We start from the raw sequence: 15,354 nt of genomic DNA on the forward strand, positions 1-15,354 counted from the left end.
TGACATGAGAGCGATCGGACTGCTACGGCACGGTGGACCGGACGTACTGGAGGTAGTCGGACGGCCCACCCCGCACGCTGGACCGGGCGAGGTCCGGATCCGGGTACGCGCCGCGGCCGTCAACCCCGCCGACACCCTGATCCGGGCCGGCGTCACGCCCATCCGACAACGCGGACACGAGCCGGTCATCCCCGGCCTGGACGTGGCCGGCACCATCGACCAGATCGGTCCCGGCACCGACACCCGCCTCGCCATCGGCGACCGGGTGATGGCGATGGTCAACCCCACCCGCCCGGCGGGCGGCGGCTATGCCGAGTGGGTCGTACTCCCCGAGTCGTGGGTCGTCCCGGCACCGGTCGGGGCGAGTCACGCCGAGGCGAGCACCCTCCCGATGAACGGGCTCACCGCCCTGCACGCCCTTGACCAGCTGCGACTGCCCCCGGGCGGCACACTCGCCGTCACCGGCGCGGCCGGGGCGGTCGGCGGCTACGCCGTACAACTGGCCAGGGTCGCCGGACACCGCGTGCTCGCCGACGCCTCCCCACGCGACGCCGATCTCGTCGCGTCGTTGGGCGCCGACAGCGTCGTCGACCGTGGGCCCGGGGTCGCCGACCGGTTCCGCGCGCTCACCCCCGACGGCGTCGACGCGGTCGTCGACGCCGCGGTCATCGGCGCCCCGCTGCTCACGGCCGTCCGCCGCGGCGGCACCCTGGCGTACGTACGCGGCGGGCCGGACCAGGCGGCGTTCGAGCGGGCGGCCGCGACGAGCGGGGTGACCCTCACCTATGCCCACGTGCACGACTACGACGGGCGACGCGACAAGCTCGACCTGCTCCGCCGGCTCGCCGACGAAGGACGGCTCAGCCTCCGGGTCGCCGACACCTTCCCGCCCGAGCACGCGGCACAGACCCACCGGCTCTTGGCGGCCGGCGGCGTCCGGGGCCGGCTCGTCATCGAGTTGTGAGGTCGCCGGCGAGCAGATTCTCCGACCCGGAAGCGGATCACCGGCGTCACGATGGGAGAGGGGGCGCAGGGCAGCACCAAGCGGGAGGTCCAAGGCGGCGCAGAAGGCGCGAACCTCCGGTAGCTCTGGGTGGTGCTGCCAGTCACCGGACAGGCATCGGAAGAGCGGGCAATCTAGAGACCGCACACCCGTTGGCTCTGGTCAGGAGGAGCTTGTGCTGAGTGAGAACTCTTCGGCGACGAGGGCGAAGGAACGTATGCGGTTGGCGGCGTCGTAGATCAACGAGGTGAGCATCAACTCGTCGGCCTGGGTTCGCCGCTGCAGCTCTGTCAGACCTTCGCGCACCGTGTCGGGCGCCCCGTGGATGACGTTGCCCAGCCAGCCTTCGACGAACTCCTTCTCCTCCGGCGTGTAAGGGCGGTTCTCCGCCTCGTCCGGGCTGGGAAGGGCGGCCTGCTTCCCCTGCCGCGCAAGCATCATCATCAGCGCACCCGGCCGAGCCAGGCGCTCGGCTTCGGGCGCGGTCGGGGCGCAGGTGACGTTCACGGAGACCATCACGTGTGGTGCGGCCAGGGCATCGGACGGCCGGAACGTTCTCCGGTACTCGTCGACGGCCCGCAGGGATTGCACGGGATTGATGTGAAAGGCAGCCGCGAACGGCAGGCCGAGGCGTGCGGCCACCTCCGCACCGGTGGTTCCCGAGCCGAGTGTCCAGACGGGAAGGGCGGGTGCCGCCGGCACCACGTGTACGTTGTCGCGACGGTAGGGATGGTTCTCCGGGAAGTCGTTGCGGAGGAACCCCAGAAGCTCCTCGACGTCGTCGCGGAAACTGTTGCCACCCGAGCCCTCGCCGCTGCGACGTAGCGCCTGCATGACCGACGGCAGACCGCCGGGACTTCGGCCGACGCCCAGGTCGATGCGGCCGGGGTGGAAGGCGTTCAGGACGCCGAACTGCTCGGCCACGATCAGTGGTGCATGGTTGGTGAGCATGACTCCTCCCGACCCCAGCCGGATGGAGCGGGTCGCGGCACCGAGGTGCGCGAGGAGAACAGCAGGCGCCGGGCTGCTCGAGGCGGGGAAGCTGTGGTGCTCGGCGACCCAGAAGCGCCGGTAACCCCACCGCTCGGCGGCCTGCGCCAGTGTCGTGGACTGCTGGAGCGCGTCGGCCGGCCGGTGCCCGGCGCCCCTGACGACCAGATCGAGAATCGACAGGGGTACGGGACTCGTCCCGTGCCGTCCATCCTGGGCCGCGCCTGTCGGCAGGTCGGTGCCGCGCCGTTGTTCCATTGCCACTCCCCTGACCTCGAACCGAAACGAACGTGGGACCTGCTGAGGCACCATCGTCAGACCAACGTCTCGCCACCATCGACGGCCAGCGTGGCGCCGGTCGTGAAGGTGCTCGTGAGGGCGTAGAGGACCGCGCGGACGACATCGTCCGGGTGGCCCACCCGACCGGCCGGGTTGCGCGCCGCCCGACTCGCGAAGAGGTCGGCCTTCTGCCGCTCGCCGAGCGCGTCATAGGCACCGCTGTCGATGGTGCCCGGCGAGACTGAGTTCACCCGCAGCGGTGCGAGTTCCACAGCCAATGCCCGGGTGACCGCGTCGACGCCGCCGTTGGTGGCTGCGACCGCCAGCATGCCCGGCGCCGGCTTGCGGGCGGTCGCGCCCGAGAAGAAGACGAAGCTGCCGTCCTGCGGCATGCGAGGCGCGAGGTGTTTGGCCAGTAGGATCGGGCCGAGCACCTTGGTCGACAGGGACTGGAGCACGGCGGCGGGCTGCAGGTCGCTCAGACGTCCGCGAGCCCGGGCCGACGCTGTCGACACGACATGGTCGACGCGACCCAGCCGTTCAGCGAGCGCCGCCACGCTCACCTCATCCGTGACGTCGACGGATTCGATGGTCACCTCCTCGCCGTACGCGTCGGCCAGGGCATCGCGGTTGCGGGAGGCGACGACCACTGTGGCGCCGGAGGCGCGTACGGCGGAGACGATGGCGCCGGCGATGCCGCCGCTGCGCCCGATCACCAGCACTGATCGGTTTTCCAGGTCACTGTGCATAACTCAATTCCTCTTCGGGGATCCAGGCGCACGCCATCGAGGGCGTCAGGCGGAGTTGGTCAACGGTGCACGGCGGTGGCCTGGGCCCGTGCCTCCTCGATGACGCGATTGAGGGTGGCGAGGTCCTGGGGTCCCTCGTGACGCCGACCGTTGATGAAGAACGTGGGGGTGCCGGCCACGCCGCTGCGGTCGGCTGAATCGACATCCCGCTGAACCCGGGCCTCGTGCCGGTGGCGGGCCAGGTCGTCGCGGAACCTGTCGAGGTCGAGGCCGAGTTGCTCGGCGTACCCGATCAGGTCTTCGGGGGCGAGCCGGTCCTGGCGTTCGAGCAGCAGGGTGTGCATGGGCCAGAACGCGCCCTGATCTCCCGCGGCCTCGGCGGCCTCGGCGGCTGTCTGCGCGTACGGATGGACGTCCGGCAGGGGCAGATGCCGCCACACGTAGCGCACGTCGGCGTTCTCGATGAGCAGCTCCTGGGCGGTGGGGCCGACCATCGCGGTCCACGGGCATTCGAAATCGCCGTACTCGACGACGGTGACGACGGCGGTGGGTGGGCCTTGGATGTGGTCACGGTCGTCGTTGACCGGCTCCGCCAGGTCGACAAGCGGGCCCGCGCTGCCGAGCAACGCCCGCGCCTGTGTTCTGGCCGGGAGGGTCTCGATGACGCGGTAGACGGCGAAGCTCAGCAGAGCCGCGCCGGCCGCGGCCGCGAGAGTACCGATCTTCGCCTGGTCGAGCGCGTCGCCGGTGAAGGCCAGGTTCGCGATCAACAGCGACACGGTGAAGCCGATCCCGGCGATCGTGCCGCTCTCCAGGACCGCGCCCCATCCGACGGGTGGGCGCAGCGAACCTCGGCTGAGACGGTCCGCCAGCCAGGAGGCGACGACGACGGCAGCCGGCTTGCCCACGACATAGGCGAGGACGATACCGATCGTGATCGGCGATCGAAGTGCCTGGCGCACCGAGTCACCGTCGATGACGATTCCTGCGTTGGCCAGGGCGAACAGCGGGACGATCGCGTAGCTGGTCGCGGCGTGCAGGGTATGGCGCATCCGGGAGTTGGCCGACAGCGCACCGGTCAGGCTCCGAGTGGCCACCGCCGCCAACTTCGCCGACGGCTGCTCGCGGAAGAGCCGGACCAGTCTGGTCGCCTCCTGAAGCTCGGTGCGGCTGGGCGTGTACGCCGTCGTGGCCAGCCCCGCGGCCAGCCCAGCGACCACCGGGTCGACGCCGGCCGAGAGCAACCCGGCCCAGGTCACCACCGTGCCGAGCGCGAAGCTCCATCCGCGGAGCCGGTGCGGCAGCCGGCGCCCTGCCAGCAGGCCGGCGTAGGCCACCACTGCCACCACCATGCCCGGCACCGCGATGTGCTCGCTGTACGCGAGGGCGATCACGATCAGGGCCACCAGGTCGTCGACGACGAACACGGTCAGGACGAAGGTTCGGATTCGGTCCGGCGCGTGCGCTGCGATCAGGGAGAAGGCTCCCAGCGCGAGCGCGGTGTCGGTGGACATCGCGATGCCCCACCCCACGGCACCGGCTCCCCCGTGGTTCACGATCAGATAGATGCTGACCGGAATCACCATGCCCGCCGCACCGGCGAGCACCGGGAGGGCCAGGCGTCGCCGCTCTCGCAGATCGCCCAGATCGAACTCGCGGCGCGCTTCGAGGCCGACGACGAGGAAGAACAACGTCATCAACCCGCTGTTGACCCAGGTGCGCAGGTCGAGGTGCGCCGCCCAGGGGCCGACCTGGATGGTCATGACCCAGGACCAGAAGCCGTCGTAGTCGAGCGAGGGCAGGTTCGCCCAGACGAGGGCGACGGCGACGGCGGCGACGAGGAGCGTCGCGCCGGCCGATCCGGTACGCGGGAAGCCGCGCCGAGCCGCCGACCCGATGGGTGTCATAACCATCGACGTCGTCGGGTCGGGCTCCATCGTTTGGTGCACCTGCGGCATCGCTTCCTCGTGATTGGTCTGGTCCGGCGTGCCGGTCGTCAGGCGGAGAGGACCGCCGACCTCAGGGAGTTCATCGCGTGGAAGGCTCGCGACTTGGCCGTTCCGATCGGCACGGAGAGGAGTTCGGCGGCGTCGACTGCGCTGCGGCTCTGCAGGTAGATCTCCTCGAACGCTCGGCGGCGCTCGGGACTCAGCTTGCGGAACGCGTCCAGCAGGGACTCGCGGGCCACGACGACGTCCATCGGGTCGGCCGGCGAGGAGTGGTTCTGCAGTTCTCGTTCGCCCGGGGACTCCTGGGGCCGCCGTACGCGCTTGCGCGCCTCGTCCGCCGACACGTGGCGAGCGATCGTGAAGAGCCACGACTGGATGTGGTCCTCGTCGACCGGGACGTCGGCGATGTGCCGCCACACCTTCAACATCGTCTCCTGCAACAGGTCTTCGACGATCTGCGGCCGGTAGGCGTTGATCCGTCTGAGGTAGCGGAGCAGGACGCCGGAACGTTCCTCGAAGATCTGCCGCAACTTCTCCCCGTCACGCCGCCGAAGAGAGTTCCGGTCGTCGTGCCGTGGGATCTGCCCTGACTCTCCGGCGAGGTACGGGCTTTCGTCCGGGCCGTCGAGGCGCGGAGTATTCATGGCGATCATTCACTCCTGGACAGCGTGGTCAGGTGAGCGGTGGCCGCCGATTGCGTTCGGGCACATCGAGGGGCGGCCGGCCGTCTTACCCGCTAGCTGGAGACCCCGCCCGGAGCACTCGCGGGCATGGTCACGGACAGTCGGCGGCCGAGGAACTCGCGGATGATCGTGGCCACTGTGTCGCCGGCGCTCTCGAGTAGAAAGTGGCCGCCCTCGAGCAGGTGAATCTCGGCGTCGGTCGCATCGGTGGCGAAGGCCCGCGCGCCGTCCGGGCCGAAGATCTCGTCACCGCGGCCCCAGACCGCCAGCACCGGCACGCCGCTGCTCCGCAGGTATTCGTGCAGACGGGGGTAGAGCGGCGGGTTGGTGGCGTAGTCGCGGAACAGGGCAAGCTGGATGTCGTCGTTGCCGGGCCGGCTCAGCAGGGCGTAGTCGTGGTGCCAGGTGTCGGGGCTGATCAGGGTCTCGTCGGGGGTGCCGGTGACGTATTGCCAGCGGGTGACGTCCAGGGTGAGTGCCGCACGGATGGCGGACTCGGTCTCCGGGGTCTGCTCCTTCTGGTAGTTCCAGACCGTCTGCCAGAAGCTCTCGACGAAACCCTCCTCGTAGCCGTTGCCGTTCTGCGTGATGATCGCCGTGATCGCGTCGGGGTCGCGCAGGGCCAGCCGGAACCCGACGGGTGCCCCGTAGTCCTGCACGTAGATGGCGTACCGCTCGATGCCGAGCTGCTTGAGCAGGTCGGCGGTGAGATCGGTCAACGCGTCGAAGGTGTAGTCGAACTCATCGGCCGCGGGAGCATCCGACAGCCCGAACCCGAGGTGGTCGGGCGCGATGACGTGATAGCGATCGGCCAGCGCCGGGATCAGGTTGCGGAACATGAACGACGACGTCGGGAACCCGTGCAGGAGGACCACGGTCGGCGCGTCGGCCGGGCCGGCCTCCCGGTAGAACAGTTGACGCCCTGCCACTGAGGCATACCGGTGGTGAACGTTGGGCATGGCTCCTCCTTCTCCGCTGCACCATCAGGACGGTCTGCGACCTGTACGGTTGCGAGCTTGGCTCGGCGAGAAGGGGCTTCGCCTCCGAATCACCACCGGCCTAACCCCCGGCCTGGTCCCGGGGGCTGCCTGTCGAACGCGAGCAGGCGACGGGGCGCGAACGCTGTCGGCGTACCATTTCAGCCATCTTGTGGGTTTTTGCACACCTCCCGGGGCGCGGATGCCAGGTCCGGGGTGCAACCGGTGGCGGACCCGTGACTCGATCCGGCCGACGACGCGCAGGATTGTCCGATGGATCTCGACCCCGATGCCTCGGGCCTGCCGGCGGACCCTCGGTTGCCGCTGTACGGTCCTGGCGAGGAGGACCAGCTCGGTGACCTGAGACTGGGTACCGCGGCCGGTTCCGGCGGCGGGATACGCATCGTCGAAGACCGCGGCACCGGGAGTTCAGCAGTCCTGGATCAGATGATCGATCAGGCTGCCGGCTTCCGCCTGCTCCGGGTTCGGGCGGTCGCCACCGAGCAGGAGATCCCCTTTGCGGCTCTCCACCTGCTCTGCGCTGAGCTGCTCGACCACTGCGCGTTCCTGTCGGCCGTACATCTCGCGACACTGCAGGCCGCGTTCGGCCTGATCGACGAACCCAGGCCCAGCGTCGGCGCAGTCGCCCCCGCTGTGCTCGCGTTGCTCAGCGGCATCGCCGAGGTGCAGCCGGTCTGCGCCGTCGTCGACGACGCCCACTGGCTGGACGAGCCCAGCACCGAGGTACTGGGCTTCGTCGCCTCCCACTCGGCCGGACGAGCGCTGATGATCGTGATCGCCGGCTCGCCCACCCCACGGCTCGACCCATTCGGGCAGGTTCCGGCGATGCACCGCCGGCCGATCGGGCACGGCGAGCTCCGCGGTCAGCTCAGGGCTGTCGTGCCGGGTCCCGTCGACGACGCGGTGGCCGAGCGCATGCTGGCGGAGTCCGGCGACAACCTGTGCGCACTGGTGGAGTCGCTCCAGGGTCACACGGCGGCGGAACTGGCCGGTGGATTCGCGATCCCCGGCCCCCGTCGCGTCCGTTCGTGCCCGCACGAAGGCCACTGTTCGGCGGTTGTCGGTCACCTCACGCCGCCGTCCCGGCGGCTTCTGCTCGCGGCGGCGGCCGACCCGACCGGTGACGTCCTGCTCTTCGAGCGCATGGCCGTCGAGCTGGGCACCGACCGGGAAACACTCGTCGCGGCCCAGCTGGTCGAGGTTGGTGATCATGTCGTCTTCGCCTGCCCGGACCTGAGGTCGGTCAGCTACCACTCGGCCGCGCCCGCCGAACGGCGACTGATCCACCGCATGCTCGCCGAGAACACGACCGGCGATCCAACGCGGCGGTTGTGGCACCTCGGCCTGGCGGCAGGCACCCCTGACGACGCTCTCGCCGACGATCTCGAGGCCCACGCCGACCTGTTGCAGCCCCGAGTGGGCACGGCCGCCCGCGCCGCGTTCCTGGAGAGGGCAGCCCTGCTCACCAGCGACCCGGGCGTACGCGCCGACCGCGCGCTCGCGGCGTCGGCCGCGATGTACGACGACGGCGACCTTCCCGGCGCCCAGCGGCTCCTGGCCATCGTGACGCCGGAGTCGCAGGACGCTGTCCGCGCCGCTCGGCGGACCTGGCACCGAACCCGGATCGAGACCGTCCTGCGTCCCGGTGCGGGCTCCGCGCGCCACCTGCTGGAGGCGGCCCGGCGGCTGTGGCCACTCGACCCGGACGACGCGCGGGAGGCATACGTCGACGCTCTCCTCGCGGCGACCTTCGTCAGCGGACCCACGGATCGCGCGCTGCTGCTCGTCACGGCGACCGAGGCTCGCGCCACCGCAGGCGAACACCGTCGCCGTCCGGCCGACCAGCTTCTGTTCGGGCTCGCCACCCGGGTACTCGACGGCTACGCCCGCTCGGTTGCACCGCTGCGGGCGGCAGTCGCGGCCTTCCGGGAGCCGTCTCTCGACCTGCGTGCGGCACGGTGGCTCGGCCTCGCGGGTCTGCTCGCCGCGGAGGTGTGGGACAGCCATGCCTGGCGAGACCTGACTCAGCGCCACGGCGCGACCGGACGGAACCTCTGGCGCGACAGCCCGCTCTCGCAGTTCTCCCAGCGGGCTCGCAGTCGCGCCACCGGGATCGCCGAGCTGGTCGCGGCCGCGGCATTGCACAACGCAGCAGGGCAGTACGACCTGGCCGTCGAGGCGGCCTCCGAGGCGGCGCGGTCGGAGCATCCCGGCTTGACGGGCTGGGCGCTGATCGAGCTGGTCGAGGCTGCGGTCCGCGCGGGCGACGAGCAGCTGGCCGAAAGAGCCACGGCCCAGCTCGCGCAGCGCACCACCCCGGCGGGAGGCGACTGGGCGCTGGGAGTCCAGGCAACCGCCGAGGCGCTGATCGCCAAGGACCAGAAAGCGGAGGCGTCATACCGGGAGGCCGTCGAGCGGCTCGGCCGCACCGGCCTGCCCGATCGGCTGGCACGGGCCGAGCTGCTCTACGGCGAATGGCTGCGTCGGCGTAACCGCCGCATCGAAGCCCGGGCTCAGCTCCGAGCCGCGAGCGGGCACTTCGGCGAGGTCGGCGCCGATGCGTTCGTCCGACGGGCCCGCCGAGAACTGCTCGCGACCGGGGAGTACACGCATCGGCGGCCCGACCGGAGCCGACGCCGGCTGACCCCGCAGGAGACTCAGGTCGTATCGCTGGCCCGGGCCGGGCTCAGCAACGCCGAGATCGCCGCACAATTGTTCATCAGCCCCCGTACGGTGGAGTACCACCTGTACAAGGCCTTCCCCAAACTCGGCGTCCGGTCCCGTGCCGAGCTGCAGCCACTTCGGGACCTTCACGGGCAGACCGACAGTCGTGCGGGATCGTGATACTGCCGTCGACGAGCGGTCAGGCGTTGTTCCCGTCGCGATACGCCTCCAGCAGCCGCAGCCACACCTCGCTGACCGTCGGGAACGGCGGCACGGCGTGCCACAGCCGGCTGATGGACACCTGCCCGGCTACCGCGACCGTGGCCGAGTGGAGCAGTTCGGCGACTCCGAGCCCCACGAAGGTCACGCCGAGGACGCGTTCGGTGGCGCTGTCGACGACCATGCGGGCCCGGCCCTGGTAGTCGTCCGCGAACAGCCGGGCGCCGGCGACGGTTGCCGCCATGTCGACATCGACGACCCGCACCTCACGGCCATTGCGGCGCGCCTGGTCGGCGCTGAGTCCGACCGTCGCAACCTCGGGATCGGAGAAGATGACCTGCGGCAGGGCGTGCACGTCCGCCGTCGCCGCGTGCCGTCCCCAGGCCGCGGTGTCCAGAGCCTGACCTGCGGCAACGGACGCGATGGCGTTCCCGACGATCCGGGCCTGGTACTTGCCCTGGTGGGTCAACAACGCGCGGTGGTTGACGTCGCCGATCGCGTACAGCCAGCCGCCGTCGACGCCGTGCACGCGGCAGGTGTCGTCCACGTCGAGCCAGGACCCCGGCCTGAGCCCCACCGTCTCGAGACCGATGTCGCCCGTGAGCGGGACGCGGCCGACGGCGACGAGCACCTCGTCCGCCTCCACCTCGGCCCCATCGTCGAGCATCAGCGTCACCGGACCGGTGGGTGACGGCCGGCGCATCGACGTCACGGTCACACCATGTCGAACGTCGACCCCCGCCTTCTGCAGAGACGCACCGACCATCTCGCCGGCGAAGGATTCCAGCCGTGGTAGGAGACGCGGCTCCCGCGCCAACAGCGTCACCGCGGACCCGAGACCCTGCCAGGCGGTGGCCATCTCCACACCGACCGCGCCGCCACCGACGATCGCCAAGCGGGCGGGCACGGTCGAGGTGTCGGTGGCGGTCCGGTTCGTCCAGACCAACGCCTCGGCGATACCCGGCATGTCCGGGATCGCCGCACGGCTGCCGGTGCAGACCACCACCGCGTGTCGGGCCGTCAGGCCGACGATCTGGTGCTCCGAGGTCGCGACGGCGACCCGGCGCGGACCGTCGACTCGGCCGTGGCCACGGAACAGGTCGGCCCCGATGTCCTTGACCCACTGCGCCTGCCCGGAATCGTCCCACCCAGATACGAGAACGTCACGGCGTCGGAAGACACCGGCAGCATCGACGGGCCCGCTGACAGCCTGCCGTGCACCGTCGAGCCGCCGGGCCTCGTCCACCGCCACCACCGGGCGAAGCATCGCCTTGCTCGGGATGCACGCCCAGTAGGAACACTCACCGCCGACGAGTTCCTTCTCGACCATCGCCACAGTCAGGCCGGCTGCGGTGGCGCGAGCAGCGACGCTCTGCCCGACGGGACCACCGCCGATGACGATCACGTCGTAGGTCCTGTCTGCGGAAGCCGCCACTTCGGAATTTCCCATCGTTATCGCCTTTCGTGATCGCATAGTCAGGTCAGCTTCGATCACTGTCGCCCTCGGCCGAGCCGAGCGAATCCGTAGCGGCCCGGGGCCGCCCCCGGGAAACACCGGTCAACCACCTGGTGCTGGACACCTCACCGCTCGTGGCGGTTCTGGTCGGCGCCGTCGGATGTCATGTTCGTGTCGGTGCGTCCCCGGATCGACCCCAGCGCTATGCGCAGGGCCTCTTCGTGCAGGCGGCGCAGTGACTCGTCGAGGGTGCCGTCGACGCGGTGCGCGGCCGTAAGGGCGCACTCGAATGCCTTCAGTCGCAGAAGCATCTGCTGCGTGATCATGTCGAGTTGCGGACGCACCTCGGAATCCAGATTCGGCCGGCGCCGTGGCCGCAGTTCCGGATGATCACTCCACAGGGCGTGCAGACGGCGCTGGAGCACCTTGTTGGCCTCGATCTGGGCCCGGAAGAAGCGCCAGCTGAGCAACGGGTCGAGTCCGATCTCCCGGGAACGCGCGACGACGTCCGCGAGCAGCCGCTCCTCCCGAGCTTCGTCGTCGATCGGGGTCGTGCTGCCGTACTTGGCGGCGGCGACCTTGTCGCCGAGCGCGAGGCGTTCTGCAGCGAGTGCCGTGAGCAGGGACTTCTGTTCTTTCACGTCGTCGGCGGAAGTCTGGTTGTTCGAGTCTGACCACTCCATGACCGCTCTCACGTCGGCTTGAGCGCCCGGTTCGACTGCGGACCTGTGCCTACCGCCACGTTGCACGTCGCCTGCCCTCCAGGTCCATCATGAAAGGCGCAAACGGTGGCAGCGGCCATGACGGCGGGGAACGGGTGCCACCATCCTCCCGATGGTCGGGCACCTGGCGGACCGGAGACCGAGGTCACGAGAACTCGTCCAGGCACCCTCAGGGCGATCCACCGTGCCCTCGCCCCCGGCGGGATCCTGCTGGAACAGGAGCTGGACAGCAAGCCCGCCGACACCGCACATGCTCCGGCGTTGGCGCTGCGCCGCATGGTGTTCCACGGCTGGGGCATTTCGTTCGCGTCGACAGCCGAGCAGCTCGCCGTCGAGGCTCAGGCGGCGGGCTTCACTCTGATCCGCATCGCCACGACGAACCTCGGCCGCATGGTCGTCCTGCGCCGATAGACCTCGCGGGGTTGGTACCGGGCCCAGCCGGACACCGACCTCGCGGTTTGTCGCCGCCCCGATTCGGAAAGGATCGTGTCATGACCATTTGGAGCAGGCTCAAGGAGCGGCGAAACAAGCAGATCCAGCAGCGGCGCCAGGAGGCGTACCTGCGTGCATCCGCAGGAGGAGCTACCCCGGAGGAGGCGCGTAAGGCTGCGGACCGGGCGGAGAACGGCGGGACGAACGCCGCCATCATGGGCGCGATCAACAGCTGACTTCCGCGAACACGACGCGCAGCCCGAACGCGACGGGCTGCGCGTCGTCATCCCCTGTGTCGGCTTTGCTGATCGAGCTGAGACCGCACCCGCCCCGGTGTGAGACGCAACCACACCGCAGCCCACCCTCTGTGATCTCTCACACCGGGAGAACTTCGCCCGTGGCGGTTCGTACCTGTTGGTTGTGAGTGCTCGAATCCAACAGATCGAGGCCGGGGATCGGCGCGAACGCCGGCTGCGCCCCACCCGGACAGTCCTCGTCGTGATGTGGATCGCCGTCGGCGTGGACGCGATCGTGAACCTGATCCCCTTGCCTCTGGCGGGCTCGGTGGTGACCGTGGTGAGCCTGCTGATGGAGCTGACGTTCGCCCTGTCGCACGGTGCCGTGGCCTACCGATGGCGAGGGATTCTGGTCTTCCTCCTGCTGGCGCTGGTGGTCAGCAACGTCATCGAGGACATCGGCGTGCTGACCGGCGTGCCGTTCGGCCACTATCACTACACCGACGAGCTGGGTGCCAAGCTGATCGAGGTACCCGTGCTGATCGGGCCGGCCTACTTCGCCGTCGGTTACCTGGCGTGGTGCATCGCCACCATCCTGTTCCGTCCGGTGCACCGGGGCAGCCCTGTCGTCGCAGTCATCGGCACGCCCCTCGTCGCCTCCTTCACCATGGTCGCCTGGGATCTGGCGTTGGACCCGTCGTCGTCGACGCTGCGGGGACGCTGGGAGTGGGAGGACGGCGGCGGGTACTTCGGGGTGCCGCTCACGAACTTCCTGGGCTGGAGCCTGACCGTCTACGTCTTCTACCAGCTCTTCGCGCTGTACCTGCGCCGGTGGGGCCCCGAGGCCGACAGTCTCGAACGACGGCGCGGCGGCTACCTGGCGCTACCGGTCGTCGCGTACGTCGTGGTGGCCGGCGATTACGTGGTCACCTGGCTGACCGGCGGCCACGACGGTGTGCCAGCACAGGTCATGGATGCCACCGGATACCTGTGGCGCTCCGCGGACGTCTACGAAAGCTCGGCCCTGTCCGCCATCTACGGAATGGGCTTCCTGGCCCTGCTGGCCGCTCTCCGGTTGGCCGATCAGCACCGCTCCTAAGCGGTCGCATGTCTACGAGAAGGAGTTCCACCTTGCTTGACTCTGCCCCTTCCCCGTCCTTCCTGCTCGTCCACGGTGGTTATCACACCGCGTCCGCCTGGCTACCCGTACAAGACATTCTCGACGCCCGGGGATGGAAGTCCGAGGCGGTCAGCATGCCCAGCGCGGGCCAGCAGCCCACAGCAGGCCTGTACGAGGATGCCGACGCGCTGGCCGCGAGGCTGCGGGAGATCGAAGGCCCGGTCGTGGTGGTCGGTCACTCCCACGCAGGCCTGACCATCACCCAGCTCGGCGACGACCACCCGAACCTCGTCCGCCTGATCTACGTCGCCGCCTTCATGCCGACCGAAGGGGTTTCCGCCGCGACGGCCTTCGGCATTCCGGTGCCTGATGACCCCAGCGGTCTCGCGCCGCGCGAGGCGTACGGAAATCCGCGGGAGACGTTCTACTCGGACCTCTCGGACGTCGACGCGAAGGCCGCCATCGACCAGCTTGTCGACCAGAGCCTGCTGTCCTGTGTGCAGCCGACGACGCGAGCGGCTTGGCGTACGGTTCCCTCGACCTACGTGATCTGCACCGAGGACAAGCAGTTCCCGGTCTCTCTGCAGGAGCAGTACGCGGCGCAGACGACGGATGTCGTCCGGATCCCGACGGGGCACTCACCGATGCTGTCGCAGCCTGACCAGGTCGCAGAGATCCTGACATCTCGTGCAGGTGCAGTCGCCGCAAGTTAGAAAGTTCGGGCGGACTGCGCGTCCGAACGAACCGGCCCTGGCAAGGATGTCACCGCCGGTCCGGCCGTACCGCGGCCGGACCGGCGGTGCCGGAATGGGCTGTCAGAGGGTTGCCAGAAACTGAAGCAGCAGCCGGTTGACCTCCTGCGGGCGTTCCTGCTGAATCCAGTGTCCACACCCTGGCAGGAAGATGGGCTCGGCGAACCGGTCGTGTCGACGGGAAAGGGTGTGCACGTAGTCGCGGAGCCCGCGGAACGCCAGTACCGGGTCCAGATCGCCCGAGATGAACTGCGCGGGCATCGGCAGGCGCAGCCCGTCGAAGGCAGCGGTCAACTCCCAGTTGCGGTCGAGGTTGCGATACCAGTTGAGTGCTCCGGTGAAACCGTCCTCGAACTGGGCGGCATAGACCTCCAGATCCTGTTCGGTCAGCCATCCTGGCAGCGCCGTACTGTGCTCCGGGTCGACCGCGTCCAGCAACCCCCGGCCCGGGGGGACCAGCATGTCCCGGGGTGCCTGGTTCGCCGGGTTGTCCCCGCTCAAGCCGTAGAAGGTGCGACGCAGGCTCGTCATCGGGTCACGGCCGAACTCTTCGTCCGCGACGCCAGGCTCCTCGATGTAGTTCACGTAGAACCGCCCGTGGTGCATCGCACGCATGGTGGTCAACTGTCCGCTCTCTCCCCGCAGATAAGGGGGAACACTCAGCCCCACCACCCCCCGGACAAGGTCAGGACGCATCTGGGCGAGGCTCCACGCGACAGTGGCACCCCAGTCGTGGCCGACCAGAACGGCACTCTGGGCCCCCATCTCTCGTATGAGGCCGGTGATGTCGCCAACCAGATGCATGATCGAATAAGCCTCGACCGTCGGCGGATGCGAGCTGCTGCCATAGCCGCGTTGCTCGGGAGCGACCACCCGGTAGCCGGCTTCGACCAAGGGACGGATCTGGTGCCGCCACGAGTGAGCCGACTCCGGAAAGCCGTGCAGCAGTACGACGAGGGGGCCGTCGCCCGCCTCCCATATCCGAAGATTGACACCGTTGGTAGCGACGAAACGACGCTGTGACATGCAGCTCCAGTTGTGCTTCGTGGTCGCCGACCCGAGCCGGCCGACCGCTGCCGAGCGCGACCAGGTGCTCCGAAGC

14 protein-coding genes are annotated in these 15,354 nt (G+C 69.5%); 6 read left to right on the forward strand and 8 right to left on the reverse strand.

The window, feature by feature from the left end:
* Positions 1-4: 4 nt before the first annotated feature.
* Entirely contained in the window at positions 5-964 is a 960-nt protein-coding gene (locus O7616_RS25490; protein ID WP_282304332.1) for an NADP-dependent oxidoreductase, read from the forward strand.
* A gap of 201 nt (positions 965-1,165) precedes the next feature.
* Here the strand turns inward: O7616_RS25490 and O7616_RS25495 are convergent, their stop codons facing one another.
* From O7616_RS25495 to O7616_RS25515, 5 genes are all read right to left on the reverse strand, one after another.
* On the reverse strand, positions 1,166-2,251 hold the full coding sequence (locus O7616_RS25495) for an LLM class flavin-dependent oxidoreductase (protein ID WP_282304333.1): 1,086 nt from the start codon (positions 2,249-2,251) through the stop codon (positions 1,166-1,168).
* A gap of 56 nt (positions 2,252-2,307) precedes the next feature.
* Positions 2,308-3,021 (reverse strand): SDR family oxidoreductase, encoded by a 714-nt coding sequence (locus tag O7616_RS25500; RefSeq protein WP_282304334.1) that lies wholly within the window; start codon positions 3,019-3,021, stop codon positions 2,308-2,310.
* Between the two features lie 59 nt (positions 3,022-3,080).
* A complete protein-coding gene (locus O7616_RS25505; RefSeq protein ID WP_282304335.1) occupies positions 3,081-4,928 on the reverse strand; it encodes a Na+/H+ antiporter NhaA in 1,848 nt (615 codons plus the stop codon).
* An 89-nt stretch (positions 4,929-5,017) separates the two neighbouring features.
* Positions 5,018-5,623, reverse strand: a complete 606-nt coding sequence (locus tag O7616_RS25510; RefSeq protein WP_282304336.1) for a sigma-70 family RNA polymerase sigma factor — start codon at positions 5,621-5,623, stop codon at positions 5,018-5,020.
* 83 nt (positions 5,624-5,706) lie between these two features.
* Complete coding sequence (locus O7616_RS25515; protein ID WP_282304337.1) at positions 5,707-6,612, reverse strand: alpha/beta hydrolase; 906 nt, start codon at positions 6,610-6,612, stop codon at positions 5,707-5,709.
* A gap of 465 nt (positions 6,613-7,077) precedes the next feature.
* Here O7616_RS25515 and O7616_RS25520 point away from each other — a divergent pair, with 465 nt between their 5' ends.
* Positions 7,078-9,495 carry a LuxR family transcriptional regulator gene (locus tag O7616_RS25520; RefSeq protein ID WP_282304338.1) on the forward strand — a complete coding sequence of 806 codons (2,418 nt, stop codon included), beginning with the start codon at positions 7,078-7,080 and terminating at the stop codon, positions 9,493-9,495.
* Between the two features lie 19 nt (positions 9,496-9,514).
* On the opposite strand, the gene O7616_RS25525 is transcribed toward O7616_RS25520, so the two are convergent.
* Positions 9,515-10,984, reverse strand: coding sequence for an NAD(P)/FAD-dependent oxidoreductase (locus O7616_RS25525; protein ID WP_282304339.1), 1,470 nt, complete (start codon positions 10,982-10,984; stop codon positions 9,515-9,517).
* 131 nt (positions 10,985-11,115) lie between these two features.
* Complete coding sequence (gene aroQ / locus O7616_RS25530; RefSeq protein ID WP_282304340.1) at positions 11,116-11,673, reverse strand: gamma subclass chorismate mutase AroQ; 558 nt, start codon at positions 11,671-11,673, stop codon at positions 11,116-11,118.
* Between the two features lie 105 nt (positions 11,674-11,778).
* Here aroQ and O7616_RS25535 point away from each other — a divergent pair, with 105 nt between their 5' ends.
* The 4 genes from O7616_RS25535 to O7616_RS25550 all read left to right on the forward strand — a co-directional run bounded on the left by O7616_RS25535 (position 11,779) and on the right by O7616_RS25550 (position 14,213).
* Positions 11,779-12,123 carry a hypothetical protein gene (locus O7616_RS25535; RefSeq protein ID WP_282304341.1) on the forward strand — a complete coding sequence of 115 codons (345 nt, stop codon included), beginning with the start codon at positions 11,779-11,781 and terminating at the stop codon, positions 12,121-12,123.
* A gap of 80 nt (positions 12,124-12,203) precedes the next feature.
* Positions 12,204-12,380 (forward strand): hypothetical protein, encoded by a 177-nt coding sequence (locus tag O7616_RS25540; RefSeq protein ID WP_282304342.1) that lies wholly within the window; start codon positions 12,204-12,206, stop codon positions 12,378-12,380.
* 184 nt (positions 12,381-12,564) lie between these two features.
* Entirely contained in the window at positions 12,565-13,479 is a 915-nt protein-coding gene (locus O7616_RS25545; RefSeq protein WP_282304343.1) for a carotenoid biosynthesis protein, read from the forward strand.
* Between the two features lie 32 nt (positions 13,480-13,511).
* Positions 13,512-14,213 (forward strand): alpha/beta hydrolase, encoded by a 702-nt coding sequence (locus O7616_RS25550; RefSeq protein ID WP_282304344.1) that lies wholly within the window; start codon positions 13,512-13,514, stop codon positions 14,211-14,213.
* A 102-nt stretch (positions 14,214-14,315) separates the two neighbouring features.
* Here O7616_RS25550 and O7616_RS25555 read toward each other — a convergent pair whose 3' ends face one another.
* Positions 14,316-15,278 (reverse strand): alpha/beta hydrolase, encoded by a 963-nt coding sequence (locus tag O7616_RS25555; RefSeq protein ID WP_282304345.1) that lies wholly within the window; start codon positions 15,276-15,278, stop codon positions 14,316-14,318.
* Between the last annotated feature and the right edge of the window lie 76 nt (positions 15,279-15,354).

It is taken from the genome of Micromonospora sp. WMMD964 (assembly GCF_029581455.1).
In the GTDB taxonomy this organism is placed as follows: Bacteria; Actinomycetota; Actinomycetes; order Mycobacteriales; family Micromonosporaceae; genus Micromonospora.

What these genes read in the sequence shown, in the direction of transcription:
- O7616_RS25555 (WP_282304345.1), bottom strand. Translation starts at nt 15,278, where the DNA reads ATGTCACAGCGTCGTTTCGTCGCTACCAACGGTGTCAATCTTCGGATA.
- O7616_RS25510 (WP_282304336.1), bottom strand. Translation starts at nt 5,623, where the DNA reads ATGATCGCCATGAATACTCCGCGCCTCGACGGCCCGGACGAAAGCCCG.
- O7616_RS25500 (WP_282304334.1), bottom strand. Translation starts at nt 3,021, where the DNA reads ATGCACAGTGACCTGGAAAACCGATCAGTGCTGGTGATCGGGCGCAGC.
- O7616_RS25490 (WP_282304332.1), top strand. Translation starts at nt 5, where the DNA reads ATGAGAGCGATCGGACTGCTACGGCACGGTGGACCGGACGTACTGGAG.
- O7616_RS25525 (WP_282304339.1), bottom strand. Translation starts at nt 10,984, where the DNA reads ATGGGAAATTCCGAAGTGGCGGCTTCCGCAGACAGGACCTACGACGTG.
- O7616_RS25495 (WP_282304333.1), bottom strand. Translation starts at nt 2,251, where the DNA reads ATGGAACAACGGCGCGGCACCGACCTGCCGACAGGCGCGGCCCAGGAT.
- O7616_RS25515 (WP_282304337.1), bottom strand. Translation starts at nt 6,612, where the DNA reads ATGCCCAACGTTCACCACCGGTATGCCTCAGTGGCAGGGCGTCAACTG.
- aroQ (WP_282304340.1), bottom strand. Translation starts at nt 11,673, where the DNA reads ATGGAGTGGTCAGACTCGAACAACCAGACTTCCGCCGACGACGTGAAA.
- O7616_RS25505 (WP_282304335.1), bottom strand. Translation starts at nt 4,928, where the DNA reads ATGACACCCATCGGGTCGGCGGCTCGGCGCGGCTTCCCGCGTACCGGA.
- O7616_RS25520 (WP_282304338.1), top strand. Translation starts at nt 7,078, where the DNA reads ATGATCGATCAGGCTGCCGGCTTCCGCCTGCTCCGGGTTCGGGCGGTC.
- O7616_RS25540 (WP_282304342.1), top strand. Translation starts at nt 12,204, where the DNA reads ATGACCATTTGGAGCAGGCTCAAGGAGCGGCGAAACAAGCAGATCCAG.